Genomic DNA, 25,496 nt, shown 5'->3' with positions numbered 1-25,496 from the left:
GGCGAGCCACGGCGATGACGTCGCGACGGAACTCCTCGGGGAACGCTTTGGGCATGGTGACCTTTCCTTCCGGTGAGGACCTAATCCTCACACATCAGGAGTCAACCGAACCTGGGGCAGTCCCGAGGGCTTCAAGCTTTGCCTGGCTTGTACGCTGAATGGGCACTGAGTCAGCTTGTTCGGGGCAAGTCGTGACGAGGAGAGTCAACGGGCCGCCGCTCAACGCGCGCGTGCAACGGACGCCGGACGCGCCTTCGGCGCACCACGGCGCTGCTGACGCGCCAGATCGTTGGCCGGATGGGCGATAGATGAACACTCCGACGCCGGTGCCGGTGGATCTCCCGTCTCCGGCGGAGGGCTTTGCATGGGAGCGACGCGGCTCTGCAGTTGCTCTTGTGCCCCAGACGACGCACGCCCGGGCGGTCTTTTCGACGCGGGCAGGCGGCTTCTGCACCGCGCCGTGGGACACGCTCAACGTGTCGTACGCTCAAGGGTACGGGGAAACGCCGGATTGGCCCGACCGGGTTACTGAGAACCGTCGCATCTGTTCCGCGTTCATCGATGGGAGCCCGCACTGGACGCGCGTCCTCCAGGTCCATGGCGTTGAGGTGCGGGAGGCTGCTCATCCGGCCGAGCGCAAGCCGCCCGACGGCGTGAATCGAGACAACCCTGAGGCCGACGGGCTGTGGACGAAGGATCCATCGCGCACGATCGCAGTCTCCAATGGTGATTGCGCTTCGATCCTGTGCGTGAGGGCGGGACGAGTTGCTGTGGCTCATGCCGGTTGGCGCGGGACTCTGGCGGGCGTCGTGCAGGCCGCAGCGTTGGCCATCTCTGCGGAGCAGGTGTTCATTGGACCCGGCATCGGGCCATGCTGCTTCAGTCACACGCCCGAGGTTGTCGCCTCATTCCGGAGGCGCTTCGGCGATGGGGTGGTCCGCGGCGGGGACCATATCGACCTGTGGGAGGCGAGCAGGCTGGCAGCAATCGAGGCGGGAGCCCTTGACGTGTACGTGGCTGGCCTATGCACCGCCTGCAACTCGAACCTCTTCTTTTCAGGTCGCCGTGACGATCGGCGGACGGGCAGGCAGGCGTTGATCGCGCGGGTTCCATGATGTGGACACCGGACGACTCACGGCTGAACCGACGCTCGCCTTCGGCTCGCGCGGTTCAGCCGCAGGACGTCGTTATCCCGGCCACAGAGTCGCTTGAAAGGTCCTGACTTGAGATTCGAGAAGTTGGTGCGCGACCTGATTCCTGACTTGATCTCGCGAGATGGTGAACGTCCGGTGACCCGAACCCTTGACGAGGAGGAGTTCGGACTCGAGCTGGCCCGGAAGTTGCGTGAGGAGGTTGACGAGTTCTGCGAAACCGGGGCGGTAGAGGAACCGGCCGACGCCCTTGAGGACATCCGCGCGCGCAAGTGCCTTGAGCGCGGCGGGTTCGAGCAGCGGATCTTCCTGGTCGAGACACATGCCTGTACCGGTCTTGACGGATAACGTTATGCGTTATAGTCTGCCCGCGTGGTTCGGAGTTTCGGAAACCGCGACACCGAGCGGCTCTTCAACCGTGAGCGCGTGCGGTCGGTGCCGCCCAATCTGCAACGGGTCGCATTGCGGAAGTTGAGGATGCTCCACCGTGCCAGGTCGTTGCCGGATCTCCGGGTCCCACCGGGGAATCGGCTGGAGGCCCTGCGCGGTGACCGCAAGGGACAGCACAGCATCCGCGTGAACGATCAGTCTCGGATCTGCTTCACGTGGCGGGCCGGAGATGCGTACGACGTGGAGATCGTCGACTACCACTAGGGGGAGCGATGGCCGCGAAGAAGATGGTCCCGGTTCATCCCGGCGAGGTACTCCAAGAGGAGTTCCTTACGGCGATGGGCCTGAGTCAGAATGCCCTCGCTCGCGCCCTTGGAGTGCCGCCGCGCCGGATCAACGAGATCGTCCACGGCACACGGCGTGTCACCGCGGACACTGCGCTGCGACTCGCACGGTTCTTCGGCGTCTCGCCCGACTTCTGGCTGGGACTCCAGATGGACTACGACCTCGATATCGAATCCGACCGGCTCGCGGATAGGCTGATCCGAGAGGTGCAGCCTTATGAGAAGGCCGGATAACGCGCGTTTTGAGCCGACGCTCGCTGTCGCCCGCGCGGCTGAAACGCAGAATCGTTAGATCGATGCTTGAGGTAATCGACTACGACGGCGCTTGGGCGGAGACGTTCCAGCATCTACGGGATCGACTCTGGCCGGCGGTTAAAGACCTCGCGGTTTCCATCGAGCACGTCGGGAGCACGTCAGTGCCAGGTCTCGCCGCCAAGCCCATAATCGACATAATCATCGTACTGTCGCCCGAAAGCACGCTCATCCAGATCGACGAGCGAATCGTCAAGCTTGGGTACATCTACGAGGGCCTCAGCGGTCAAGGCCGCTCCGCATATAGGCACCCGGCCGGCTTGGCCTCTCATCACCTCTTCGCTTGCGAGCCCGACAGCCCGGCACTGATCCATCCCATCGCCTTCCGGGACTACTTGAGGGAACACCCAAGCCAAGCCCTGAAGTACGGCGAACTCAAGAAGCGACTCGTTCGAGAGATACCCGGCGACGTTCGCGCCTATACGGAAGCCAAGACGGCGTTCATCCTCGACACCCTCCGCATGGCTGGGCTTGGTGACGATGATTTGGACTCCGTTCGTGAGACCAACAAGCACATCCATGAGAGGCTTTGACAGGCCGCCTGCCCGTCTTCTGGCGCGTGGATCTTGTCGTCACCTCCTCGCAGACCGCGAGCCAGAAGTCGTGCATGTTGCTGGGTAACCCGGGCGCGCGACGGACACTCGCCGGCGCGCGAGGGGGCGAGATACTGGTCGCTGGACCCGTCGCCGCTGCGCATCGCGGGTCGGCGCCCAAGTCATGCCGACTCGTCGGGGGTCGCACAGAAGGATGTCAATCGCCTGATGCCCCCGGGCGCGGACGCACCGGGGGTGGGTGTCTGGGTACTCGCGCCTGGCGCAAACCATTTGCGCTACGCGCGAGTACTCGGAAGCACACACCCCGGCAAGGGTTGGTTAGTTGCCGTCGAGGATGGCGGCGAGCAGGCGCGCGGCCGCTGCTTTGTCCAAAGGTTCATTGCCGTTGCCGCACTTGGGGGACTGCACGCACGATGGGCATCCCGTCTCGCAGCGGCAGCCGGTGATGGTCTCCAGCGTCGCGCGCATGTGCTCGGTTCCGGCTTCGAAGCTGCGCGCGGCGAAGCCGGCACCGCCCGGATAGCCGTCGTAGATGAACACCGTGCATGCGCCGGTGTCTTGATGGCCGGCGGTCGAGACGCCGCCGATGTCCCAGCGGTCGCACATGGCGAACAGCGGCATGATTCCGATCGCTGCATGTTCGGCGGCGTGCACTGCTCCCGATACCGCCGACGGCACGACCGACGCGCGCCGCAGCACGGACTCCGCAACGGTGTACCAAACGGCCTTGGTTTCCAGCGACTGCACCGGCATGTCCAGCGGCGTCTCGTCGATCACTTCGTTGGTGTACAAGCGTTTGCGCACGTAGCCGACAACTTGGTTTGAAACTTCGACGGTGCCGAAGAAGAGTTCGGCGGCCCCGGCCGGCTTGGAGTCTTCGACCGAGAGAACTCGGATGTCGGTGATGTCGCGAGCCTGGGTGTAGTGAGTCGCGTTGGTCGGCGCGACGAGTGCGACCAGGTTGTCGAGATCGAGCGCGTGCACTTCGAACTGCTCGCCCTGATGCAGATAGATTGCGCCGGCGTGCAACGCGTGTGGTGCGCGCGCCTCGTCGGCGGTTCCGAGCAAGCGGCCGGTTCCATCCTCGACGATGGACACGGTGCGTCCGGCGGAGCGAATGTCCACGTCCTGCGCCGGTGATCGCCGGCCTGCCCAGAAGAACTTGTCGCCGCGCTTACGCAGTGCGCCCGACTGCTCTAGACGCAAGAGCGCATCGGCGGTTCCCGGACCGAAGAATGCTTCGTCTGCGGCGGTCAGCGGAACTTCGAAGGCCGCACAACCCAGGTGCGCATCGAGGATGTTGGGGTTGGCGTGGTCGATTACGGCAGCTTCGTGCGCGCGCCCGAAGATCTCGTCGGGATGACTGATGACGTATTGGTCCAGCGGATCGTCGTTGGCGATCAACACGGCGAGCGAGCGCCCTTGGCGGCGCCCCGCGCGCCCGGCTTGTTGCCAAGTGGTCGCAACCGTTCCGGGGTAGCCGGCGAGGACGCAGGCGTCCAGCCCTCCGATGTCGATGCCGAGTTCGAGCGCGCTGGTCGCCGCGACCCCAAGCAACTGCCCGCTCACCAGATCGCGTTCCAGCGCGCGCCGCTCCTCGGGAAGGTATCCCGCGCGGTACGCGGCGATTCGTCCGGCGGCGTCGCCTCGGTCGTCGGCGAGTAAGTCGCGCGCATTGGTGGCGATCAACTCGGCGCCCTTGCGTGAGCGCGCGAAAGCGATCGTTCGTACGTCGGCGCGCGCCAGGCCGGCGAGCAATCCGGCCGCCTGCGAGTTGGCGCTGTAGCGCGCGCCTGCAGGGACTCCCGGGAGTTCGGGCATCGCCGGCGGGTTCCACAGCGCGAAGAGCTTCTCGCCCTGCGGCGATCCGTCCTCGGTGACTGCTTCGAACGGCAGGCCGGTAAGCCGTTCGCCGAGTTCCGCAGGATTGCCGATGGTCGCGCTGGCGCAGACGAAGACAGGATCGGCGCCGCAGTAGGTCGCGACGCGGCGCAGGCGGCGCACGACGTCGGCCACGTGCGATCCGAACACGCCGCGCAGCACATGCATCTCGTCCAACACGATCACCGCGAGGTTCTTCATGAACACTCGCCACTTCTCGTGCGAGGGCAGGATTCCCGCGTGGAGCATGTCGGGGTTGGTGATGAGCAGGTTGGCGTTGCGCCGGACCCAGGCCCGCTCGGCCGTCGGCGTGTCTCCGTCGTAGACGGCCGCGCGCACTTGCGGGAGCGCGAACTCGCGGATCTGGCGCAACTGGTCCTGCGCGAGTGCCTTGGTCGGGAACACGTAGATCGCCGTCGCGCGCGGGTCGGCAAGGAACCTCTCGAAGGTGGCGAGTTGGTAGACGAGCGACTTTCCGCTGGCGGTGCCGGTGGCTACGGCGACGTGGCGGCGCGCACGCGCCACTTGCAGTGCGCGCGCCTGGTGCGACCACAACCCCTCGATCCCCGCGCGCCGCAGACGCGCCGTGAGGTCGGGCACGAGGTCGACGTCGGCGACGACCGACGCCGCGCGCACCGGGAGGTGCTCGACGTGGACCACGCAGTCCTTGTGGTCTCCGACAGCCAAGGAGGCCAGCATCCGCTCGGGGTCCATGAAGCGGAGCGTAGCGCGCACCCCCGACTACGCGGTGCCCGCGGCCGCGATATTGTTGCACCTCGTGCGCGACGAATTGGTTCACGTAAAGAAGCAGTGGGGGTATATCGCCGCCGCCGTCGGGATCACTCTCCCGGCCCTGGCGGTGCGCGCGGGGCTTTTGGGCTCCGCCCACCCCCCCGGTCCGTGGGAGACGATTCTGTTCGGCGTGGCCATCCTCGGTGCCGCGTTCCTTCTTTCGTGGGGCGCCGAGGTGTTGCAGTTGGACGTGTCTCAAGGTCTGGCGATCGCTCTGCTGGCCTTCATCGCAGTGCTGCCCGAGTACGCCGTCGACCTGATCTTTGCTTGGAAGGCCGGACGCCAGGACATCGGTCAGGCCGTAAGTTGCGGCATTGAGCACTGTCGTTCTTTGTCGATCGCGAACATGACCGGCGCAAACCGCTTGTTGATCGGCCTCGGGTGGGCGGCCGTCGTGCTGATTTGGTGGAAGCGTAGCGGCCGGAGGGAAGTCGTTCTGCCGGGGTCGCGCCGCACCGACCTCGGGTTTCTGTTCGTGGCGACCGCGTGGGCGGGCACCATCGTGCTGCGCCGCCAAGTGAGCTTGATCGACCTGGTCGTCCTCGGAACGCTGTTCATTCTCTACCTGTGGCACACGATCAAGGAAGACGTCGAAGAGCCGGACTTGATCGGACCTCCTCTTGCGATCGCCGCACTGTCTCCCGGGCTGAGGCGCTTGGTTACCGTGGGGATGTTCTTGTTCGCGGCTGCCGTGATCCTGTCGAGCGCCGAACCGTTCGCTGAAGGCCTGGTGCACACCGGGGAGCAGTTCGGTCTGGACACGTTCTTGTTGGTCCAGTGGTTGGCGCCGCTTGCGTCCGAGGCCCCGGAGATGATCATCGCGATCTTGTTCGTCCTGCGGGCAAAACCCGAACTGGGTTTGGGGGCGCTGGTGTCATCGAAGGTCAACCAGTGGACGCTGTTGGTCGGCACGCTGCCGCTGGTCTACGCGATCGCCGCGAAGTCCGCTACGGCTCCGTTGCGCCTGGACACACGCCAGGTGGAAGAGGTCTTGCTGACCATGGCGCAGTCGCTGTTCGCTGTGGCGGTTCTGGCGAATCTGCGGATCTCAAAGGCAGAGGCGCTGGGGCTGTTGCTCCCCTTCCTTGCCCAGTTCGCCTTCCAGAACACCACGATCCGTTACGGATTCGCCGGCGCGTACATGCTGGGTTTCGTGGTGCTCTTGGCCAAGAACCCGGAGGCACGCCGAGGCTTGACCCAGGCGGTTAAGCACAGCATGAGCCGGCCGGGTGCCGGCGCGCGCGCCGACTAGTTGCCGAGCTGTCCGTCTGCGCAGACATCGCGCAACTGGTTCATGCCCGTCGGTGAAATGCGCACGATGCTCGCGCCGTTCTCGGTTGCGCTCGCCCCGTCCACGACGATGTGAGAAACGTCGGACGGCTTTACTTGCATCGCTATCAGGCCGAGGTGCAGCGCTTCGTCAAGGGGGATGTTCAAGGTCAGGTTGCGTCGAAGCACGCCCAGGTTGCGCAGTGCGGTTCCCGCGTCCTTGGCGTAGTCGGCGCGCGCTTCCTCAAGGGCGGCGATCATCAACTCGCCCTGGGCGAAGGAACGGTCGAAGTCCCCGCGGGGGCGGTTGTGGCGGTTGCGCGACCAGGCCAGCGCCTGTTTGCCGTCGAGGGTCTGGCGCCCGGCCTGAAGGTCGATGTTTGAGCCACCCTTTTCGTAGATCCGCTCCTTCACCGTGAACCCGATTCCACCGAACTGGTCCACCAGGATGCGGAAGTTCTCGAAAGACGTCAGCGTGTAGTAGTCGAACTTGCAGCCCGACAGCTTTTCAACCGTGCGGACCATGACTTCGGGTCCGGCGACTCCAACCGAGGTGATCTTGCTGAATCCGCGCCCGGGGGCTTCCACCCAGGCGTCACGTGGGATCCCGACGATGCTGGCCTTCTTGGCGATGGGGTCGAGCGCCACGATCTGGATCGCGTCCATCCGCGTCTTGGTGGGGTTTCCTTTCCGTGCGTCTCCGCCAAGCGCCAGCAGGTAGATGGTCTTGGTGGCCGAAGGCGCCAGGGCGCCGGAGTGGGCGCGCGCGATGATCACTGCGCGCTCCTTGCCCGAAGCGACGTTGATCGCTCCGAAGGATGTCCACACCAGGGCGGAAGCCGCGGCGATCGCGGGCAGGAGCATTAAGCGTCGTCGTGGGTTCATGAGGATGCGCTCGGGCTCGGGGGTGGCTGGATTGAATCCTGGGTTTCCCGGGCGTCGAACCAGGTCACGACCCAGCTCCCGGAGACCTTCTCGAGGTGGTAGGTGGCGCGCTGCACGATTCGCAGCGGGAGTGCATCGTCGTCCTTCATGCGGGCGCGCGCCTGGAAGGTCACCGTGGCCACCGCGAAACGCGCCTCTTTCCCCTTGGCGAAGAAGATGGTTAGGTTCGCGGTGGATTTCTCAGGGCGGACGAACTCGACCTCTTCGCGTGCATCCCCGATCGTCAGCGAGTCGATTTCTTTGGTGAACGACGCCTGAGACGCCTCGGCAAAGCGCGCCCGCACCTCAGGGAACGTTCCGTCGCCGTAGAGCGACGGGTCGACAAAGGCGCGCTGATACCAGTCGTTGAGCACTGCGTTGATCTCGGTGGCTTCCGCTCGCGTGGCCGCTGTGGCAGGCGCCGTCCCGTCCGACTGGCCTCGGGCAGATCCCGTGAACGCGACGTTGGGGGTCGGCTCCGGCGGCGGTTCGTCACCGCCCAACAGGTTGCCGACCAGGGAGGCCACCGCAATTAGAAGAACGATGGCGATGCCTGTTCGCAGAAGCCGCTGCTGCCGGCGGTGGCGACGGCCGCGAGAGAACGTGGGTTGGCGCATGGCGACGGCGAGCGTACCGAGGTCCCGGTGGCCATGCAACGAGGTTGCGCCCGTTGATAGGCGACTCGGCCCGTGGAGAGAGAACTCTCGGAGGGTCTTTTGCAGCGCACGAGGGCGCAAGATAGCATCGCGGGGCGCGACGAGACCCCTCACGCTGCTGTCGGGCTTTGCCTCGACTCCCGGCCCCCGGTGGTCTCGTTGTGACGTTCTGTTGATCTGACACATATCCGTGACCACAGGAGGTCCGATGATCGGCTTTCTCGCGGCCGAAGGCGGGCGCATTGATGCGGTATTCCGCCCGCTGGAGAACAACGCGCTCTGGGTGATCTCGGCGATCGCGCTTTTGGCGCTCGTTGTCGCCTACTTCCTCGTACGCCAGGTTCTCGCGGCGCCCGAGGGTACGCCCAAGATGATCGAGATCGCCAAGGCGATCCAGGAGGGAAGCGCCGCGTACCTGCGCCGTCAGTTCAAGACGGTCGGGGTCTTCGTGGCGTTGATCGGCGTCGTGCTGTTCTTCGCCCTTCCGGTGCACGCCAACGCCTCGCACAGCGACTTCGTGATTCGGTTCGGCCGGTCGCTGGCCTTCGTGCTCGGCGCCGGATTTAGCGCCATCACCGGGTTCGTCGGGATGTCGCTGGCGGTGCGCGGAAACGTGCGCGTGGCCAACGCGGCGCGCGAGTCGGGCCTGAAGCGCGCGCTCACCATCGCGTTCCGCACCGGCGGTGTAGCCGGGATGTTCACGGTCGGCCTCGGTCTGTTGGGCGCGGTAACGATTCTTCAGATCTTCAAGCAGGACGCCCCGGGCGTGCTGGTCGGCTTTGGGTTCGGTGGCGCGCTGCTCGCGATGTTCATGCGAGTCGGCGGCGGAATCTTCACCAAGGCCGCCGACGTCGGTGCCGACCTGGTGGGCAAGGTTGAGCAGAACATCCCCGAAGACGACCCGCGCAACGCTGCGACGATCGCCGACAACGTCGGTGACAACGTCGGCGACTGCGCAGGTATGGCCGCCGACCTGTTCGAGTCCTACGAGATCACCCTTGTCGCCGCGATCATCCTGGGTGCGGCGGCGTTCGCCGACAACAGTGCGGTGCCGGCCATCGTGGGCGTTATGTTCCCGCTGTTCGTCCGCGCGGTTGGGGTCATCACTTCGATCGTCGGCATCTTCTCGGTGTCTCCTCGAAGCGAGACCGAGCACGGAATGAAGGCCATCAACAGAGGGTTCTTCGTGTCGTCGGCCTTGTCGGCGATCATGGTTTTCGTTGTTGCCAAGGTGTACGTCGGGGATCTGCGGGTGTTCTGGGCCGTTGTGATCGGCCTCGTGCTGTCCGCAGTGATTCAGATTCTGACCCAGCACTACACCGACACGACTCGTCGTCCGGTGCAAGAAATCGCTCGTTCTTCCACGACCGGTCCGGCTACCACGATCCTTTCCGGCTTCTCGGTCGGGCTGGAGTCCACGGTGTGGGCCATGCTTGCCGTCGCAGGCTCGATCATCGGAGCGTTCCTGCTCGGCAACACGATCGACGAGCAGCTTTACTTCATCTCCTTGGCGGGAATGGGGATGCTCACCACCGTCGGCGTCATCGTTTCGATGGACACCTACGGACCGGTTTCCGACAACGCTCACGGCATTGCCGAGATGGCGGGCGGTTTGGGCGAGCGCGCCGACGAGATCATGGCCGGGTTGGACGCGGTTGGAAACACGACGAAGGCGATCACGAAGGGTATGGCCATCGCCACGGCGGTTATCGCCGCGACGTCGCTGTTCGGGTCTTTCCGTGAGGCGGTTATCGGCGAGCTTCAGAAGCTCGGAGGTGCGGCCCAGGGATTCAGCATCCGCATCGACAAGCCCGACGTTCTGGTCGGCTTGCTGATCGGCGGGGGTGTTGCCTTCCTGTTCTCCGCGCTCGCGATCCGCGCAGTTGGGCGTGCTGCCGGCCTGGTCGTGACCGAGGTCCGCAAGCAGTTCCGGATCCCCGGCATCATGGAAGGCACGGTCAAGCCCGACTACGCGGCCGTTGTGGACATCTGCACCAAGCGCTCGCTGCGCGAACTGACGACGCCGGGCCTGCTCGCCGTCATTACTCCCATCGTGGTCGGCTTCGGTCTCAAGGCCGAGGCGCTCGGCGCTTACCTCGCCGGCTCGATCCTGACCGGCCAGTTGCTCGCGGTCATGTTGTCGAACGCCGGTGGGGCATGGGACAACGCCAAGAAGTTGGTCGAGGAAGGCCACTACGGCGGCAAAGGATCGGAGTCCCACAAAGCAACGGTCATCGGTGACACGGTCGGCGACCCCTTCAAGGACACTGCCGGTCCGGCGCTGAACCCGCTGATCAAGGTCATGAACCTGGTGTCGCTGCTCATGGTGCCGCTCGTGGTGCGCTACGCGGACAACGTCGGCCTACGCGTGACAGTGGTTGTGGTCGGCGTGACGATTCTCGGGGTGGCGATCGGCCTGTCCAAGAAGGAACGCGAAGAGGACCTCATCGTGACCGACGTGGCGAAGGAGCCGGCGGGGACGCACTGAGGCCCGCTGCGGTCTCCGGCGCGCGACGGGTGAGGTGAGTCGGGACGATGTTCAAGAAGCTTTTCAAGCGCCTCGGGCGGGATGAGGCCGACCGACGCGCCGAAGCGATACGGGAGTGGGCCGAGCAGGTGCCCGGCACTACTCTTGTGGCCGGCGTCTCGTCGCGGTCGGTCGCGCGCATCGCCGGTGTTGTCGAGGGGATTCGGATGCGATCCCGTGAAGGCATGCCAGCCATCGAGGCGGTTATCACGGACGGCAGTGGTTCGGTGACGGCCGTCTGGCTCGGTCGCCGAACCATCCCGGGGTTGGCCCTGGGATGCAGGCTGATCCTGGAAGGGCGTTTCGGCGGAGAGCCGGGACGCCTGCAGGTAATGAACCCGACGTTCGAGTTCACTCAAGACCTGCGGCGCTAACTTCCGGCGGCCGGGGCTACCCCGGCAGGCAGGACATCCCCGTGCGGAAGGCGTCTTCCGCACCGGTGGTTGTGATCGCAAGCACTTCATCGCCCGCCGTGAGGACCACCTCGGGCTCGGGAATCACAACGTGTCCGTCGCGGATGATCGCGACGAGTGCGCAGTCGTGCGGCAGGCGCAGGTCGAACACGTGGGCGCCGACGATCGGCGAGTCGGCCGGCAGCGTCATCTCAACGAGTGAGACTCGACCGTGCTCCAGGCGGAACAGCTTGACGAGGTCGCCGGCAGCGACCGCTTCCTCTATGAGCGAAGCCAGAATGTGTGGCGGACTCATGGATACGTCGACACCCCAGGACTCGTCGAACATCCACTGGTTCTTGGGGTGATTGACGCGCGCGATCACGCGCGGGACCGCGAACTCCTGCTTCGCCAGCAGCGAGATGACCAGGTTGTCCTCGTCGTCGCCCGTGGCTGCGACCATGACGTCCGCGCGCGCCAACTCGGCACGCTCTAGAACCCAAAGTTCACAGGCGTCACCGTGGATGAAGGATGCACCCGGGATCGCGGCCTTGGCCTTTGCCGCCACCTCACCCTGCTGTTCGATGATGACAACTTGGTGGCGGCGGCTACTGAGGTCGGCCGCGAGGTAGGTCCCCACGTTCCCCGCCCCGGCGACGATGACTCTCATCAGTGGTGTCCCTCCAACTGCGCGCGCAGCGTCTCGATGTAGTCGCGAACGACCATGATGTGTGCAGTGTCGCCTTCCTGGAAGGTGGCGCCGCCCATGGGGATTGTCGGAGTCCCCATCCGGTCGATCGCAACGACCATGGACTTGCCGGGTTCGGTCATGGTCTCGACGCGTTGTCCCGCGAGCGGGGCACCGATCTCGATGCGCAGCAGCACGATCTCACCGTTGCCGATCGCCAACTCCGCGTGCTCGATCCCGTGGAACAGCAAGTCGTAGATTTCCGACGAAGCCCAGCGCACCGTGGCGACCGTCTTGATCCCGAGCCGCCGGTAGATCTCGGCGCGACGAGGGTCGTAGATGCGCGCGACCACTCGTTCGATGTTGTAGGCCTCCTTCGCGACCCGCGCGGAGACGATGTTGGAGTTATCGCCGTTGGTCACGGCAATAAAGGCGCCCGCGTCCTTGATGCCCGCTTCTTCCAGGGTCTCTCGGTCGAACGCCATCCCAACCAGGGTTTGGCCCTCGAATCCGGGAGGCAGCCGCTCGAAGGCGCGCGCCCGTTTGTCGATGATGGAGATCGTATGCCCGTGGCGGACCAGGTTGACCGTCAACTGACTGCCGACGCGTCCGCATCCTGCGATGACAACATGCATTTTCGTACCCTAGCGCGGTCGGCGGCGCGCGCAAGTCGGCGGCGGCTACTCGAGGTGGAACGGGACGCTGCTCACCGAGACTCCCGGCTCGAATAGCAGCGCGGCCTTGATCGCCAGGGCGCTCTGGTTGTGCAGGAATTGGTGCCACCACTTCGACACCACGAACTCGGGGATGATGATCGAGACCACGGCGTCCGGGTTAAAGGCGTGGATTTGGCGGATGTAGCGCAGGAGCGGCCGGACCACTTCTCGGTAGGGGGAATCCACGGCTTCAATGGGAACGTCGTCAACAAGCCGGGACCAGTCGGTGAGGATGCGTTGGGTTTCGGTCGGCTCGACGTTGAAGCTCACCACGCGCAGGTCGCTCGGTCGCAGCGCGCGCGCGTACTCGAGCGCGCGCAGTGAGGCGTTGTGCACAGCCGACACCAGCACGATAGCCACGGTACGCGTCGGCTGAATCGCGCCGCGTCCGCTCTCGCTGCCGGCCTGTGTGTGAACGGGGAAGTCGGTGACGACCACGCCGCGCTCCCACTGCAGGGCGGCGCGCAGCAGCAGGGTGTGGCGACGCTGGAGGTAGTGACCGAATCGCTTACCGGTGTACCGCTCCGGCAGCACGATGGTGACGTACTCGTTCTCGGCTGCGTGCAGCCCTCGGATATAGGCCCGGAGGGGTCCCGCCACGTCGCGCGAGCCGTTCGGGATGACGTCGAGCGGCACGGTGAGTCCCTGCTCGATCCACTCGCGGCGGATCCGGTCACCCGTCTCCTCGTTGCCCACGTGTACCGCGCGGACTTCCATCGGACGCAGTGCGCGCGCGTAGCCGACCGCGCGCCGCGTCGCTTCGTCAACGTGCGAGACCAGGACGACTACCCGCGTGCCTGCGGCGCGCGTGGGACGATCCTGCGGAAGGCGTAGTTGGCGGCTGACCGAGATGTAGTGCCGGTTAACCATCTTGAACGCCATCACGATGACCGGCACCGCCATGATGACCAAGTACGCGCCGTGGGTGAACTTGCTGACGGCTACGACGACGAGCACTACTCCGGTGACCGCCGACCCGATGCCGCTCATGACCGCTCGGCGCTGCCAGTGCTCGCCCCGCACGCGTCGCCATCTACGCAGCATCCCGTACTGGGACAGCGTGAAACTCGTGAAGACCCCGACGACGTACAACTGAATCAGCCTCGTTACCTGGGCCTCGTAGATGATGATGAGCACCGCTGCCGCCCCGGCCAATACCAAGATGCCGTTGGAGAAGACCAAGCGGTCGCCTCGGTTGATGAACTGCCTGGGCATGAAGCGGTCACGCGCCAAGATCGACGACAGTCTGGGGAAGTCCTGAAACGCGGTGTTTGCTGCCAGGATCAGGATCAGAGCGGTTGCGATCTGCACGAATGCAAAGCCGAACCCGCCGTTGAACGCCGCGTCGGCGATCTGCGCCACGATTGACTTCGCCTCTGACGGGCGCGCGTGCATCCGGTTGGCCAAGATCGTGATCCCGAGGAACATCGTGATCGCGATTACTCCGAGCACGCCGAGGGTGGTGGCGGCGTTGCGGGCCTGCTCGGAAGGCCGCCTGCCGCGGAACGCCGGAACGCCGTCGGCAATTGCCTCGACTCCGGTGAGGGCCGTCGCCCCCGATGAGAACGCTCGGAGCACAAGGAGGATCGTGAGCGGGGCCATCCCTTCGGGTATTGCTGAAGGGGTGGTGGCGGTTGGGCACGTCCCGAATGTGCAACGGCCGAGTCCCACGGCGATCATCGTGAGTATGGCGACGACGAAGGCGTACGTCGGGATCGCGAAAAGCGAGCCGGACTCCTTCGTTCCTCGCAGATTCAACATGGTGATGAAGGCGACAAACACCAACGCCACCGGAACCAGGTGTCCGAGCAGCGACGGAACGAGCGACGCGACGGCGAACGCGCCGGCCGCGATGCTCACGGCGACCGTTAGCACGTAGTCGGTCAGCAACGCGCCGGCCGCGATCAGTCCCGGGATTTCCCCCACGTTTTCGTGCGTGACGATGTAGGCGCCGCCTCCGCCGGGGTAGGCGTGGACGGTCTGGCGGTAGGAGGCGATAACGATCATCATCAGGATCGCAACCGCGGCGGCAAGCGGAAGTGACAGGTGAATAGCCGTCACGCTCGCCGTGACCAGGACGATGATGATCTCCTCCGTCGCGTAGGCGACTGAGGACAATGCGTCGGAGGCGAAAACCGGCAGCGCCAGGATCTTGGGCAGCAGTTGGTGTTCGGCGTCTTCGCTGGCGAGGGGGCGGCCGAGCAAGACCCGCTTGAAAGCCCCCATCAGTGGGTGTGTTCCTTGGTCACGGTGGCGTCCATCTTCCTCTGTGCGGTGGCTCTCCGCGAATCGGCAAGCCGCTATCATCGCTCCAATCCCGGCGGGAGGGAGGAATCATGGGGTCGATGTCGCGGGACGAGGCCGTCGCGCTGGTTCGTCGTTTGGTGGACAAGGACATTACCCTGCGCCACCTGGTGTCGGTCGAGGGGGTGATGCGCCGCTTGGCGGTGCGTTTCGACGGCGATGAGCACACATGGGCTCTGGTGGGGCTTTTCCACGATCTGGACCAGGACCACACCGCCGGTGACCCCGAGCGCCACGCTCGCCTTGCCGCGGAGTGGTTGCGCGAGGAACAGGTTGACGAGACCGTCGTGAACGCGGTGCTTGCCCACGCTCATCCTGAATTCCGGACCGATCTGGTCGCGCGCGCGATCGTGGCTGCCGACGCTTTGGCGGGACTTCTGGTTGCCGCCGCGCTGCCCCGGCCCGAGAAGGCCGTCGGGATGAAGGTCTCCAGCGTCAAGAAGAAGCTCAAGGAGAAGTCGTTTGCGCCGGGTGTCGACCGGGCCGAGATCCACGAATGCGCCGCCCTGGGACTCGAGTTGGATGAGTTCATCGCCCTGGGGATCGAGGGGCTGCAACTGGTCGCGCCGGAGATCGGCCTGGCGTAGCGAAGTCCGGGGCGCCGTGCCGGCGCGCGCCTGAACCCGTACAGTGCCCGCGTGCGTTGGAAAGTGGTCATCGTCGCCGCGACCGCGTTCGTCGTGTTGCCGTTGGGGTCCGTCCCGGCGCGCGCTGCCGCAGAACCGGACGTGCTTTTGGTCGCGATGCCGGCTGCGCAAGCCCGCGCGTTTCTTGAGGGTGCGGCGCTGGGACTGGGGGTATTCCCCGCTTCTCGCTCGGGAGAGGACTTCCTGGCCGAGATTGCCGCAGGCGCGCCGTGGCGCACCAGCGGCAGGGCCCTCGGCGGATACCCGGGCCGTGTGGGCGACGTTCTACGGGACCGGTGCGTGCGGGTCGAGACCCTTAGTGAGCCGGGCTCGCCGGGGGCCGCGTTGGTCGCAACCTTTGTGCGCCCGGGCACACCGTGTCCGTCGGAGATAGGACGACTGACGGTCGCCTCGGTAGCTTCGGCGGCGTCTGCGCGCGGCCTAGCGGCCGCGCGCACCTCGGTATTCGTCGTCGGCGTCGCACCCCGGACGCCGTTAACGGTGGGTGTGATCGGAATCCCCGGGGTGCTGTCGGGCGGGATCGCCGCGCGCGCGGGGGTGGCCACTCCTTACGATCTCGCCGCGAGTGTTCTTGCGTCGCTGGGAATCCGCGGCGCGCGCGGAGTGATCGGCGTGCCGCTGAAGGTCGCCGCCACCGCAGATGCTGCAGCGCGCATCGACGCTTTGTCCTTCCGGATGCTCCGGGACGCGTCGTACGGTCCGGGTCTGGCGTGGGCGACTGCCGTTGCCGGGGTGCTGGGGTGCGTTATCGCCTTCTTCGCCCTTCGCCGTCGCCGCAACAGGGTTGCGGCTGCGCTGGCGCGCGCAGCGTCGATCGTGCCGGCCGGGTACGTCGCAGCGCTGTTCGTTCCGAGCGCGCGGTGGGAGGTGCGCGCGGTCGTCGTGCTGGCGACGTTTGCGGCCGGGGGCGTGTGGCCTGCGCGCAATACGCGGCGGTTCTGCGGACGCGCGCTTGTCGGAACCGCCGCAGTGGTCGCGGTTCTTGCGGCGGTGGCGGCGATGCGCCCCGACGCCGAGCCTGCCCTGTCGTTGTGGGGCGATCCGTTGAACTCCTGGCGGTTCTTCGGCCTGCGCAATCATCTGGCTGCTTTCGTCGCCGGCGGCGCCGTCGCCGGCGCAGCCTTGTTGGGCGTGTCGGCCCGAGTTCTTGTCGTCGCGGGTCTGGCGGGGGCCGTCGTCGTTGGGGCGCCGCAATTGGGGGCCAACTTCGTGGCGGTGTTCACACTTGTGCTGGGCGCCGGAGTCGCCGTTGGGATCCGCTCATCCGGAAAGGTTCGCGTACCGCACCTTGCCGTCGCGGGAGTCGCTGCGGTCGCCGGGTTCGGCCTGGCACTGGTCGCCGACGCGCGCACGCCCGTCAGCCACGGGGGCCGCGCGCTCAACACGGTGCGGTCCGGTGGCGCGCGCGCGGCCTGGAGGTTCATCGCCGATCGCGCGGCGCTGGACTATCGGGAGGTTGCCTCCGGCGGCGTGGCGGGGTTCGCCGGGTTCGCGGGGGTGGCAGTGGTGTTGGTCGCGTTGTTCGTTTGGGCTGCGCGCACGCACGCGGCGCCGTCGCAGGTGCGCGCGGCGGTCGCCGGCGGAGCCGTGGCTGCTTTTGCGGCGTTGTTCGTGGAGGACTCCGGGTTCTTCACCGGAGCGATCCTTGCGCTGTACCCGGCGGTTGCGTGGCTTTCTTGGTCGGCCGGCGAGGATGCCGGCGTTGGTGTCAGCTCGGCACGCGCCCCGACGCGGACTTCCGCCGTCTGAGGTACCAGACCGCGGTCGCGACCAGCATCGTGAGTCCGACTGCGGCGGATGCGAGCGTGAAGTGACCGAGAACGCGTTCCCAATTCGCACCGAGCGCCCAGCCGAGCCCCATCAAACCGAAGGCCCACGGTAGCGAGCCCGTGAACGTGTAAACGGCGAATCGGGGAACGTTCATCTCGGCGATTCCCGCGGGGATCGAGATCAAGGTGCGCGCGAGCGGGATCATGCGGCACACAAAGACGGCCGCCGGTCCACGCTGCTCGAACCAGCGCTCGGAATGGTGCAAGTGCTCCTCGGTGATCAGGAACTTGCGTCCCCAACGCAAGATCGCCGCGCGCCCGTAGCGACGACTCACGCCGTAGGCGAGCAGCGAGCCGCCCAGGGCTCCGGCCGCCGAGACCAGCGCCGCCGGCGCGATATCGAGCCGCTGCTCCGAGATCAGGAACCCAGCGAATAGCAACGGAATCTCGCTCGGCAGGGGTAGCCCCATCGTGTCGATCCACATCAGCACGAATAGTGCAATGTAGCCGTGCTCGACGAGGCGTGTGACCATCTCTTCCACGAGGCGCACATCGTACCTGCCGGGCGTCGGAGGGCCACTCGGGTCGCGTGCTACGCTTGCCGCGCTCCGATGGGAAACCAATCAGCGCACGGTCGCGGCCCTTTCGGCGACCGGCCATCGACGATTCTCGGCCTGCTGCAGCGCCGGTATTTCCGACGTCTATGGGCGGTCACCACGGTCTCGAGCCTGGGGGACTGGCTCGGGGTCTTCGCGCTGACCATTTACGTCAAGAACATGTCCGGCCGGCCGGAGTTCGCCGTCGGAGGTGTGCTGCTGTTCCGCGTGGTTCCGGGGCTTTTCTTCGGGCCGTTTGCCGGGGTGCTGGCCGACCGGTTCGACCGCCGGCGATTGATGGTCACCGCGGACCTGTGTCGCGCGGCGCTCATCGCGACCATCCCGTTCACGCACAACTTGTGGCAGGTCTACGCAGTGTCGGCGGCCATGGAGATCCTCAGTCTGCTGTGGGCTCCCTCGAAGGACGCGACCGTGCCCAACCTGGTCGAGCGGAGTCAGTTGATGACGGCCAACCAGTTGTCGCTCATCACCACGTACGCCACTTTCCCCCTCGGCGGGGCGCTTGTGGCGGTGTTGGCGATCCCGGCGTCGCTGCTTGCTCGCTTCGACGCTTTCAGCGTGCTGCGAACCCAACCGGTGTCGCTGGCCTTCTTTGTGGATGCCGCCTCGTTCCTGTTCTCCTCGGCGATGATCGCGACGTTCCCTGCGCACCTGATGCGAACCAAGCGTGCCTACCAGTCCGTCGGCAGCTGGAACCCCTTCCGCGACTTGTTTGAAGGATTCCGGTTCATTCGCAAGGACCTTTTTGTGCGCACGCTGGTGGTGAGCGCCTGGGTTGCGTTCTCCGGTGGGAGTGCGATCATCTCGCTCGGTCCGATCTTCGCGGGCAAACTCGCCGGCGGGAGCGAGGCCGGCGCGCAGGCGGCCTGGGGGGCTCTGATCGTCGCCGTCGGGTTCGGGCTCGTCGGTGGGATGATCAGCGCCAGCGCGATCGCTCGACGGCGTCGTCGCGAGAGCATCTTTCCTGCGGGGCTGGTCTTGGGGGGTCTGGCGGCAATCGGAGTCGCAAGCATGACTTCGATTCGTCCGGCGCTCCCCATCACTTTTCTTGCGGGCTTCGGGGCCGGGATCGCCTGGGTGACTATCTTCACGTTGCTTCAGGAGCGAACCGACGATCGTCTGCGCGGGCGCACGTTCGCGACCTTGTATACAGGCATCCAGCTTTCGCTGTTCGTTGGTCTCGCGGGTTGGCCGCTGGCGGCCGGAGCGATCGGAGACCATGTGGTGCGAACGGAAAACTACATCTTTGATCTCGCCGGATCGCGGATTGTCCTGTGGGCCGGCGGGCTGTTCCTTGTTGCCTCGGGCATACAGGCGGTTCGTCTGCTGCGTAAGGCCGCCGGCCGTCCGGGGACCGCGCGATTGACGGGGCTGCGATTCACCGGGCTGCGATTCACCGGGCTGCGATTCACCGGGCGCGCGCTCGTTGCCGGCGGCGCGCGCGCCGGATTGTTCGTGGTGTTCGAGGGCGTCGAGGGGGCGGGGAAGTCAACACAGATGTCGCTGCTCTCCGAGTGGCTCCGCGAACGCGGACGCCATGTCGTGGTCACACGCGAGCCGGGCGGCACTGCGATCTCGGAGCAGGTGCGGCACATCTTGCTGGACCCTGGGTCCGAGGGCATGGACGCCAAGACCGAGGCGCTGCTGTTTGCGGCGGCGCGCGCCCAGCACGTTGCCGCCGTCATCCGACCGGCGCTCGATGCGAACTCGGTTGTCGTGAGCGACCGCTACATCGATTCGTCAATTGCATACCAGGGTGTGGTGCGCGGCCTCGGCGAGGAGGACGTGTTGCGCCTGAACGCCTGGGCGACCGATGAGCTGTTGCCCGATCTGGTCATCTTGTTGCACCTGGATTCCGACGTCGGTCTGAACCGATCGGCCGGAGGAGATCGGATGGAGAACGAAGGCGCGGCATTCCACCGAAAGGTCGGGGAGGCGTATCTGCACCTGGCCCGTGAATACCCGAGCCGGTTCTCGGTCGTGGATGCGTCGGGAACCGTCGAGCAGGTCCAAGGGCAGATTCGTGCCGCATTGCTGCCGTTCCTAGGTGCGGAGTGAGCATGGCGCAGCTCGGCGGATTGGATATGTGGGAGCGGCTGGTGGGCCAGGAGGCGGCGGTTCGCCAACTCCGCGAGTCGATCGCTTCGGACAGCGTCGGTCATGCCTACCTATTTGCCGGTCCCCAAGGGGTCGGGCGCGAACTAGCGGCGATCGCACTCGCCGCTTCGCTCAACTGTGCCGCCGGCGGATGCGGATCGTGCGACGCGTGCGCGCGCATTCTGCGCCGTACGCATCCGGATCTACACATGATCGTTCCGCACGGTGCGCAGATTCTGGTCGAACAAGTGCGAGAAGTTCGTCAGGACGCCTTTCGCTCGCCGTACGAAGGTCGAGTCAAGGTGTTCTTGATCGAAGACGCGCACCGGCTGAATCCCGCGGCAGCGAACGCGCTGTTGAAGGTTCTGGAGGAGCCGCCGGGCGACGTGGTGTTCGTGCTTGTCACCGCGTCGCCTGAGGATCTGCCCGAGACCATCGTCTCGCGCTGTCGTCGTGTGGACTTCTTCCCGCTGGGCCCCCGCGAGATTCGTCGGGTGCTGGTCGAGCATCACGGCGCCGACCCGTCCGACGCGGAGTGGGCGGCGCGCACCGGCGGTGACTTGTCCACCGCGTTGCGATTCGTGAAGGACCCCGAAGCACCGGAGCGTCGCCGAGGGCACCTGGAGTTCCCCGGACGCTTGGTGCGCGGCGGTCCGGCCGAGGCGGTGCGCGCGGCGGCCGAGTTGAAGTCCGAAGCCGACGCCGCGGCAGCCGCGCTGTCCAAGGCGCACAAAGAGGAACTCGCGCGCACGCTGGATGCGTTCGGAGAAGGCCGGGGGAGCGGCGCAGCGCGCAAGCGCATCGAGGACCGCCACAAGCGTGAGGCGCGCCGCCGCCGTACCGAGGCCTACGACTCCGCATTGCGCGACATGCACTCGTTCTATCGGGACGTTCTGCTTTCGGGCACCGGCGCTTCGACCGACGTGCTCGTTAACGCCGAGATGGGCGAGCGACTGGCGCGCGCCTCGAAGGTCACCGATCCGGCGTGGTTGGTCTGGGCGCTCGGCCGCGTCGATGCCACGCGGCGCGCGCTCGCCCGCAACGTGGATGCAACCCTGGCCGTCGAGGCGCTGTTCATGGACCTTTCAACTCCGCGCGCGCGCCCGGCCTGAACCGGCCGATGTCGTTGTTTCCTGCGATGTTCGGTACCCTGCCCGGGATCCCCGGACCCGGAGGAACTGAATGCCGCTTGCACGCGCCGACCATGCCCTTCTCACCGAACGCCGTCGCCTCACCCGGCGCGAAGTCCTCGACGTTGCGCTTTTGCCGTCCGAGGCGCTGCCCGAACTGATCGACCTGGCACATCGGGTGCGCTTGGCCTACAAGGGGCCGCAGGTCGAACTGGAGTCGCTGGTCAACGCCAAGTCCGGTAACTGCACCGAGGAGTGCGGGTTCTGCTCGCAGTCGGTGTTCTCTAAGACGCAAGTGGAGCGTTACCCGATGCTCGACCCGGACAAGGTGCTCGAGGTCGCGCGCGAGACCAAGAAAGTCGGCGCGACTCAGTTCTGCATCGTCGTGGCGGTCAAGGGGCCCGACGATGGGATGCTCGAGCGCGTGATGGAGATCATCGAGGCTGTGCGCATCGACACCGGCTTGGATGTCGCTGCGTCTCTTGGAATCCTGAAGCCCGGGCAGGCCGAGCGCCTCAAGGCTGCCGGACTCAAGCGCTACAACCACAACCTCGAAACCTGCCGCGCGATGTTCCCCACGATCTGCACTACCCATTCGTGGCAAGATCGATTCGATACCAATCTCATGGCGCGCGCGGCAGGCCTGGAGATCTGCTGCGGCGGAATCATCGGTCTCGGCGAAACAATCGAGCAGCGCGTGGACTTCATGTTCGAGATCGCAGAACTCGAACCCGAAGAAGTTCCGGTTAACTTGCTCGATCCGCAGCCCGGCACCGCTTTCGAGGGGTACCCGCTGATGGCTGCGCGCGAGGCACTACACGCCATCGCGCTGTTCCGCTTGGTGTTCCCATCGACGTGGCTGCGACTGGCCGGCGGGCGCGAACGCGTCCTCGGCGAGTTGCAGGGTATGGGAATGCTCGCGGGAGCGAACGCGCTCATCGTCGGAAACTACCTGACCACGATCGGGCGCGCGCCCGAGGACGACCTCGCGATGCTCGATGCGCTCGGCATGCCGATCGCCGACGGTCCCGGGGAAGGGCGGCTCATCGTTGACGGCGAGGGGTCGCAGACGCTTCCGCCGACGCCGGTTCCCACGCTCGCGCCGTGAACGGATCGCTCGATCGGACGCGCGCGCTGCGTGCCGTCGATCGCGCGCACGTCTGGCACCCGTTCACGCCGATGTCGGCATGGCTGGACGACGACGCTCCGATCATTGAGCGGGGCGAGGGATGTTGGCTGATCGACACCGACGGCAATCGATACATTGACGGAGTGTCATCGCTGTGGGTGAACGTGCACGGTCATCGTCATCCGGTGCTCGACGCCGCTTTGGTTGAGCAAGCCGGCAAACTTGCGCACTCGACGTTCCTCGGGCTTTCTCATCCGGCGGCGATCGAACTCGCCGGGCGTCTGGTCGCGATCGCCCCCGGCGCGCTCACGCGGGTGTTCTTCTCCGAGAACGGCGCCGCTGCCGTCGAAGTCGCGCTGAAGATGGCGTACTCGTACTGGCGAAACCGAGGTGAGGCGCGCGACCGTTTCGTGCGCCTGGAGAACGCCTACCACGGCGACACCGTCGGCGCGGTCTCGGTCGGCGGCATCGATCGCTTCCACGAGACCTATCGCGCGCTGCTGTTCTCGACCGCGTCCATTCCCTCTCCGTATTGCTACCGGTGCTCGCTCGGCAAGACGTATCCGTCGTGCGGGGTTGCGTGCGCCGAGGCATTGGAGCGCGTGCTGGATTCAGAGGGTGATCGTGTCGCCGCGTTGATCATCGAGCCGCTGGTACAAGGCGCTGCCGGCATCGTCACCGCGCCCGACGGACACTTGCGCCGCGTCACCGAGATCGCGCGCGCGCGCGGAATCCTGGTGATCGTCGATGAAGTCGCCACCGGGTTCGGCCGCACCGGAACCATGTTTGCCTGCGAGCAGGAAAGCGTCGAGCCCGATTTGATGTGCGTCGGCAAGGGAATCACCGGTGGGTACCTTCCGCTTTCGGCGACGCTTGCGACCGAGGAGATCTTCTCCGCGTTTCTGGGCGCGCCCGAGGAACACAAGACGCTGTATCACGGACATTCGTACTCGGGGAACCCACTCGCCGCCGCGGTCGCGCTCGCCAACCTCGATGTGTTCGAACGCGAGCGAACTCTGGAGCACGTTGCCGAGATCGAGGTCTTGCTCGGCGAATTGCTCGCGCCGCTTGCGGAGCATCCTCATGTCGGAGAGATCCGTCGCCGCGGCATGATGGTCGGGATCGAACTCGTCGCCGATCGTGCGACCAAAGAGCCGTTCGACGAAGCGCTGCAGATGGGCGCCGCGGTGGCGCGCGCGGCGCGCGCGCGCGGCGCAATCATCCGGCCCCTTGGCGACGTCGTTGTGTTGATGCCGCCGCTCGCGATCTCAAGAGAAGAACTCACTCGGTTGGTTTCAATCACTGCAGAGTCGATCGACGCGGTGACCGCGTGAGCGGTTCGCTCGATTTCGTCTCCGGCGAACTCGCCGGGTTGGAGTCCGCTTCTTTGTTGCGTTCGGTGCGCGCGGTGGACGGCCCACCCGACACCGAGGTGATCCAGAACGGGCGCAGCCTGCTGCTGCTCGCGTCCAACAACTATCTGGGTCTCGCGACCCATCCGCGGGTTGTGGACGCCGCGGCGGAAGCGGCGAGCCGCTGGGGGGCAGGGTCCGGCGCAGCGCGCCTGGTGACCGGCGGAACTCGGCTACACGACGATCTGGAGGCGATGCTCGCGGACTTCAAGCAGACCGAGGCGGCGCTGCTGTTCAGCTCCGGGTACATGGCGAACCTCGGGGTGCTTGCTGCGCTCGCGGGACGCGAAGACATGATCTTCTCGGACGAGTTGAATCACGCCTCGATCATCGACGGCGTTCGATTGTCGCGCGCGGCGGTGCGGGTCTACCGGCACTGCGATGTTGAGCACCTCGCGGAGTTGCTGGCCGAAAACCGAGGCGCGCGCCGACGCATCGTGGTCACCGACACCGTGTTCTCGATGGACGGCGACCTTGCTCCCCTGGCTCGGATGGCCGAGGTGTGCGAGGCGGAAGGTGCGATCCTGATCGCCGACGAGGCTCACGCGACCGGAGTCGTCGGCCCCTGCGGACGCGGCGCAGTCGCGCACTTCGGGTGCGAAGCCGGCGTGCACGCGATCGTCGGAACCTTGTCGAAAGCGCTCGGCGCCGCAGGCGGGTTCGTCGCCGGAAGCGCCGACTTGATCTCGTTCTTGCGCAACCGCGCGCGCCCTTTCGTGTTCGATACGGCCCTGCCTGCTTCGCCGGTCGCCGCTGCCCAAGCGGCCTTGGAAGTGCTGGTGGCCGAGCCCGGCCTGGCAGACCGCGCGCGCGCCAACGCTTCGACGTTCGCGGCCGGATTGCGCGCGCGCGGCTTCGACGTCCTCGACCCGGCCGCCGCGATCGTGCCGGTGTTGGTCGGCGAAGCCTCGGCCGCGATAGCGATGGCCGAACGTTTGCGCGCCGCAGGAGTGCTGGTTCCGGCGATCCGGCCGCCGAGCGTTCCGGAGGGAACCGCGCGGCTGCGAGCCACCACCATGGCGACGCACACCGACTCCCAGATCGAGTTCGCGCTGGATGCGTTCGCGCGCGCGGCAAAGGACGCGTGATGATCCGTTTTGTCACCGGGACCGACACCGGGGTCGGCAAGACCATCGCATGCACGCGGATGGCGCGCGCCGAGCAGGCGCGCGGGCGCAAGGTCCGCTACGTCAAGCCCATCCAGACCGGCCTGATGCCGGGCGAGGCCGGTTCCGACGCCGATGTGGTGCGCGCCGCAGGGATCGAGGTGCACGAGTTGCTGCGCTTCGCCGAACCCCTCGCTCCCGAGGTCGCCGCCGCGCTGGAGGGCGCGACGATCGACACCGACCGCCTGGTTGCCGATGTGCGCGCGTTGGAGGAGGGCTGCGATCTGCTGATCGTCGAAGGCGCGGGTGGCTTGCTGGTTCCTATTGCGCCGAAATACGACACAGCCGACTTCGCCGCTGCACTCGGCGGCGAAGTTGTGATCGTTGCGCGCCCGGCACTTGGAACCCTGAACCACACGGCGCTCACGCTGGAGGTTGCGCGCGCGCGCGGCCTGACGGTCGCCGGGATCGTCGTGTCGGACTGGCCGGTCGTCGCCGGAATCACCGAAACCACCAACCTCGAGCGCTTGCGCGCGATGGCCGCGGTGCTCGAAGTGATCCCGCACGACCAATAGGAAGGGCGAGTTGGGGCTCGGCCATCCACGCAACGTCCGCTCATTGCCCACGGCCGCGGTTCGAGACACCAGTCGCGCGGCATGATCCGGCTCGATCGTCGCGACACAGCCGTG

The 25,496-nt window shown here is 66.2% G+C and carries 23 protein-coding genes; 16 read left to right on the top strand and 7 right to left on the bottom strand.

Annotation, left to right across the window (positions count from 1 at the left end):
- Nucleotides 1–308 precede the first annotated feature (308 nt).
- The 5 genes from WDA27_10965 (at nucleotide 309) to WDA27_10945 (ending at nucleotide 2,730) form a co-directional block, all read left to right on the top strand.
- A complete protein-coding gene (locus tag WDA27_10965) occupies nucleotides 309–1,115 on the top strand; it encodes a polyphenol oxidase family protein (protein MFA5891448.1) in 807 nt (268 codons plus the stop codon).
- A 108-nt stretch (nucleotides 1,116–1,223) separates the two neighbouring features.
- Complete coding sequence (locus tag WDA27_10960; protein MFA5891447.1) at nucleotides 1,224–1,499, top strand: nucleoside triphosphate pyrophosphohydrolase; 276 nt, start codon at nucleotides 1,224–1,226, stop codon at nucleotides 1,497–1,499.
- Nucleotides 1,500–1,523: 24 nt separating this feature from the next.
- Nucleotides 1,524–1,805: a type II toxin-antitoxin system RelE/ParE family toxin gene (locus WDA27_10955; GenBank protein ID MFA5891446.1), complete on the top strand. Its 282-nt coding sequence runs from the start codon at nucleotides 1,524–1,526 to the stop codon at nucleotides 1,803–1,805.
- 8 nt (nucleotides 1,806–1,813) lie between these two features.
- Nucleotides 1,814–2,119, top strand: coding sequence for a HigA family addiction module antitoxin (locus WDA27_10950; GenBank protein ID MFA5891445.1), 306 nt, complete (start codon nucleotides 1,814–1,816; stop codon nucleotides 2,117–2,119).
- 62 nt (nucleotides 2,120–2,181) lie between these two features.
- Nucleotides 2,182–2,730 carry a GrpB family protein gene (locus WDA27_10945; protein ID MFA5891444.1) on the top strand — a complete coding sequence of 183 codons (549 nt, stop codon included), beginning with the start codon at nucleotides 2,182–2,184 and terminating at the stop codon, nucleotides 2,728–2,730.
- A 339-nt stretch (nucleotides 2,731–3,069) separates the two neighbouring features.
- On the opposite strand, the gene WDA27_10940 is transcribed toward WDA27_10945, so the two are convergent.
- Nucleotides 3,070–5,346: a DEAD/DEAH box helicase gene (locus tag WDA27_10940; protein ID MFA5891443.1), complete on the bottom strand. Its 2,277-nt coding sequence runs from the start codon at nucleotides 5,344–5,346 to the stop codon at nucleotides 3,070–3,072.
- Here WDA27_10940 and WDA27_10935 point away from each other — a divergent pair.
- Nucleotides 5,345–6,676 carry a sodium:calcium antiporter gene (locus WDA27_10935; GenBank protein MFA5891442.1) on the top strand — a complete coding sequence of 444 codons (1,332 nt, stop codon included), beginning with the start codon at nucleotides 5,345–5,347 and terminating at the stop codon, nucleotides 6,674–6,676. The genes WDA27_10940 and WDA27_10935 overlap by 2 nt on opposite strands.
- Here the strand turns inward: WDA27_10935 and WDA27_10930 are convergent.
- Entirely contained in the window at nucleotides 6,673–7,557 is an 885-nt protein-coding gene (locus tag WDA27_10930; protein ID MFA5891441.1) for an LCP family protein, read from the bottom strand. The two genes, WDA27_10935 and WDA27_10930, sit on opposite strands and share 4 nt — an antisense overlap.
- Nucleotides 7,558–7,574: 17 nt before the next feature.
- The gene (locus WDA27_10925) at nucleotides 7,575–8,234 is read right to left on the bottom strand and encodes a hypothetical protein (GenBank protein ID MFA5891440.1); all 660 of its coding nucleotides are present in this window, start codon (nucleotides 8,232–8,234) and stop codon (nucleotides 7,575–7,577) included.
- Between the two features lie 247 nt (nucleotides 8,235–8,481).
- Here WDA27_10925 and WDA27_10920 point away from each other — a divergent pair, with 247 nt between their 5' ends.
- Both WDA27_10920 and WDA27_10915 read left to right on the top strand, forming a co-directional pair.
- Complete coding sequence (locus tag WDA27_10920; protein MFA5891439.1) at nucleotides 8,482–10,761, top strand: sodium-translocating pyrophosphatase; 2,280 nt, start codon at nucleotides 8,482–8,484, stop codon at nucleotides 10,759–10,761.
- A 47-nt stretch (nucleotides 10,762–10,808) separates the two neighbouring features.
- The gene (locus tag WDA27_10915) at nucleotides 10,809–11,174 is read left to right on the top strand and encodes an OB-fold nucleic acid binding domain-containing protein (GenBank protein ID MFA5891438.1); all 366 of its coding nucleotides are present in this window, start codon (nucleotides 10,809–10,811) and stop codon (nucleotides 11,172–11,174) included.
- A gap of 16 nt (nucleotides 11,175–11,190) precedes the next feature.
- Here WDA27_10915 and WDA27_10910 read toward each other — a convergent pair whose 3' ends face one another.
- Genes WDA27_10910 through WDA27_10900 form a run of 3 tightly spaced genes read right to left on the bottom strand, consistent with a single transcriptional unit; the run spans nucleotide 11,191 to nucleotide 14,822 of the window.
- Complete coding sequence (locus WDA27_10910) at nucleotides 11,191–11,862, bottom strand: TrkA family potassium uptake protein (GenBank protein MFA5891437.1); 672 nt, start codon at nucleotides 11,860–11,862, stop codon at nucleotides 11,191–11,193.
- A complete protein-coding gene (locus WDA27_10905) occupies nucleotides 11,862–12,515 on the bottom strand; it encodes a TrkA family potassium uptake protein (protein MFA5891436.1) in 654 nt (217 codons plus the stop codon). The genes WDA27_10910 and WDA27_10905 overlap by 1 nt, the downstream gene beginning before the upstream one ends.
- 45 nt (nucleotides 12,516–12,560) lie before the next feature.
- Nucleotides 12,561–14,822 carry an APC family permease gene (locus WDA27_10900; GenBank protein MFA5891435.1) on the bottom strand — a complete coding sequence of 754 codons (2,262 nt, stop codon included), beginning with the start codon at nucleotides 14,820–14,822 and terminating at the stop codon, nucleotides 12,561–12,563.
- Between the two features lie 119 nt (nucleotides 14,823–14,941).
- Here WDA27_10900 and WDA27_10895 point away from each other — a divergent pair, with 119 nt between their 5' ends.
- Both WDA27_10895 and WDA27_10890 read left to right on the top strand, forming a co-directional pair.
- Nucleotides 14,942–15,487: an HD domain-containing protein gene (locus WDA27_10895; GenBank protein MFA5891434.1), complete on the top strand. Its 546-nt coding sequence runs from the start codon at nucleotides 14,942–14,944 to the stop codon at nucleotides 15,485–15,487.
- Between the two features lie 51 nt (nucleotides 15,488–15,538).
- The gene (locus WDA27_10890) at nucleotides 15,539–17,296 is read left to right on the top strand and encodes a hypothetical protein (GenBank protein MFA5891433.1); all 1,758 of its coding nucleotides are present in this window, start codon (nucleotides 15,539–15,541) and stop codon (nucleotides 17,294–17,296) included.
- Here WDA27_10890 and WDA27_10885 read toward each other — a convergent pair.
- Complete coding sequence (locus tag WDA27_10885; protein MFA5891432.1) at nucleotides 17,256–17,849, bottom strand: DedA family protein; 594 nt, start codon at nucleotides 17,847–17,849, stop codon at nucleotides 17,256–17,258. The two genes, WDA27_10890 and WDA27_10885, sit on opposite strands and share 41 nt — an antisense overlap.
- Before the next feature lie 78 nt (nucleotides 17,850–17,927).
- On the opposite strand from WDA27_10885, the gene tmk reads away from it, so the two are divergent.
- The 6 genes from tmk to bioD all read left to right on the top strand — a co-directional run bounded on the left by tmk (nucleotide 17,928) and on the right by bioD (nucleotide 25,382).
- On the top strand, nucleotides 17,928–19,991 hold the full coding sequence (tmk, locus tag WDA27_10880; GenBank protein MFA5891431.1) for a dTMP kinase: 2,064 nt from the start codon (nucleotides 17,928–17,930) through the stop codon (nucleotides 19,989–19,991).
- Nucleotides 19,992–19,993: 2 nt separating this feature from the next.
- Nucleotides 19,994–21,142 carry a DNA polymerase III subunit delta' gene (locus tag WDA27_10875; protein MFA5891430.1) on the top strand — a complete coding sequence of 383 codons (1,149 nt, stop codon included), beginning with the start codon at nucleotides 19,994–19,996 and terminating at the stop codon, nucleotides 21,140–21,142.
- Nucleotides 21,143–21,212: 70 nt separating this feature from the next.
- Nucleotides 21,213–22,268, top strand: coding sequence for a biotin synthase BioB (gene bioB / locus WDA27_10870; protein ID MFA5891429.1), 1,056 nt, complete (start codon nucleotides 21,213–21,215; stop codon nucleotides 22,266–22,268).
- Complete coding sequence (gene bioA / locus WDA27_10865; GenBank protein MFA5891428.1) at nucleotides 22,265–23,623, top strand: adenosylmethionine--8-amino-7-oxononanoate transaminase; 1,359 nt, start codon at nucleotides 22,265–22,267, stop codon at nucleotides 23,621–23,623. Before bioB ends, bioA begins: the two co-directional genes overlap by 4 nt.
- A complete protein-coding gene (bioF, locus tag WDA27_10860) occupies nucleotides 23,620–24,789 on the top strand; it encodes an 8-amino-7-oxononanoate synthase (protein MFA5891427.1) in 1,170 nt (389 codons plus the stop codon). Before bioA ends, bioF begins: the two co-directional genes overlap by 4 nt.
- Entirely contained in the window at nucleotides 24,789–25,382 is a 594-nt protein-coding gene (gene bioD / locus WDA27_10855; GenBank protein MFA5891426.1) for a dethiobiotin synthase, read from the top strand. The genes bioF and bioD overlap by 1 nt, the downstream gene beginning before the upstream one ends.
- Nucleotides 25,383–25,496 lie beyond the last annotated feature (114 nt).

The organism is Actinomycetota bacterium (assembly GCA_041658565.1).
GTDB lineage: Bacteria > Actinomycetota > AC-67 > AC-67 > AC-67 > JBAZZY01.
Note: the sequence above shows the minus strand (reverse complement) of the source record. Positions and strands in the feature narration are given on the sequence as shown.

What these genes read in the sequence shown, in the direction of transcription:
- WDA27_10875 (MFA5891430.1), top strand. Translation starts at nt 19,994, where the DNA reads ATGGCGCAGCTCGGCGGATTGGATATGTGGGAGCGGCTGGTGGGCCAG.
- WDA27_10900 (MFA5891435.1), bottom strand. Translation starts at nt 14,822, where the DNA reads ATGGGGGCTTTCAAGCGGGTCTTGCTCGGCCGCCCCCTCGCCAGCGAA.
- tmk (MFA5891431.1), top strand. Translation starts at nt 17,928, where the DNA reads ATGGGAAACCAATCAGCGCACGGTCGCGGCCCTTTCGGCGACCGGCCA.
- WDA27_10950 (MFA5891445.1), top strand. Translation starts at nt 1,814, where the DNA reads ATGGCCGCGAAGAAGATGGTCCCGGTTCATCCCGGCGAGGTACTCCAA.
- WDA27_10885 (MFA5891432.1), bottom strand. Translation starts at nt 17,849, where the DNA reads ATGGTCACACGCCTCGTCGAGCACGGCTACATTGCACTATTCGTGCTG.
- WDA27_10965 (MFA5891448.1), top strand. Translation starts at nt 309, where the DNA reads ATGAACACTCCGACGCCGGTGCCGGTGGATCTCCCGTCTCCGGCGGAG.
- bioB (MFA5891429.1), top strand. Translation starts at nt 21,213, where the DNA reads ATGCCGCTTGCACGCGCCGACCATGCCCTTCTCACCGAACGCCGTCGC.
- WDA27_10930 (MFA5891441.1), bottom strand. Translation starts at nt 7,557, where the DNA reads ATGCTCCTGCCCGCGATCGCCGCGGCTTCCGCCCTGGTGTGGACATCC.
- WDA27_10925 (MFA5891440.1), bottom strand. Translation starts at nt 8,234, where the DNA reads ATGCGCCAACCCACGTTCTCTCGCGGCCGTCGCCACCGCCGGCAGCAG.
- WDA27_10945 (MFA5891444.1), top strand. Translation starts at nt 2,182, where the DNA reads ATGCTTGAGGTAATCGACTACGACGGCGCTTGGGCGGAGACGTTCCAG.
- WDA27_10895 (MFA5891434.1), top strand. Translation starts at nt 14,942, where the DNA reads ATGTCGCGGGACGAGGCCGTCGCGCTGGTTCGTCGTTTGGTGGACAAG.
- WDA27_10920 (MFA5891439.1), top strand. Translation starts at nt 8,482, where the DNA reads ATGATCGGCTTTCTCGCGGCCGAAGGCGGGCGCATTGATGCGGTATTC.
- WDA27_10910 (MFA5891437.1), bottom strand. Translation starts at nt 11,862, where the DNA reads ATGAGAGTCATCGTCGCCGGGGCGGGGAACGTGGGGACCTACCTCGCG.
- WDA27_10915 (MFA5891438.1), top strand. Translation starts at nt 10,809, where the DNA reads ATGTTCAAGAAGCTTTTCAAGCGCCTCGGGCGGGATGAGGCCGACCGA.
- WDA27_10935 (MFA5891442.1), top strand. Translation starts at nt 5,345, where the DNA reads ATGAAGCGGAGCGTAGCGCGCACCCCCGACTACGCGGTGCCCGCGGCC.
- bioD (MFA5891426.1), top strand. Translation starts at nt 24,789, where the DNA reads ATGATCCGTTTTGTCACCGGGACCGACACCGGGGTCGGCAAGACCATC.
- WDA27_10905 (MFA5891436.1), bottom strand. Translation starts at nt 12,515, where the DNA reads ATGCATGTTGTCATCGCAGGATGCGGACGCGTCGGCAGTCAGTTGACG.
- WDA27_10940 (MFA5891443.1), bottom strand. Translation starts at nt 5,346, where the DNA reads ATGGACCCCGAGCGGATGCTGGCCTCCTTGGCTGTCGGAGACCACAAG.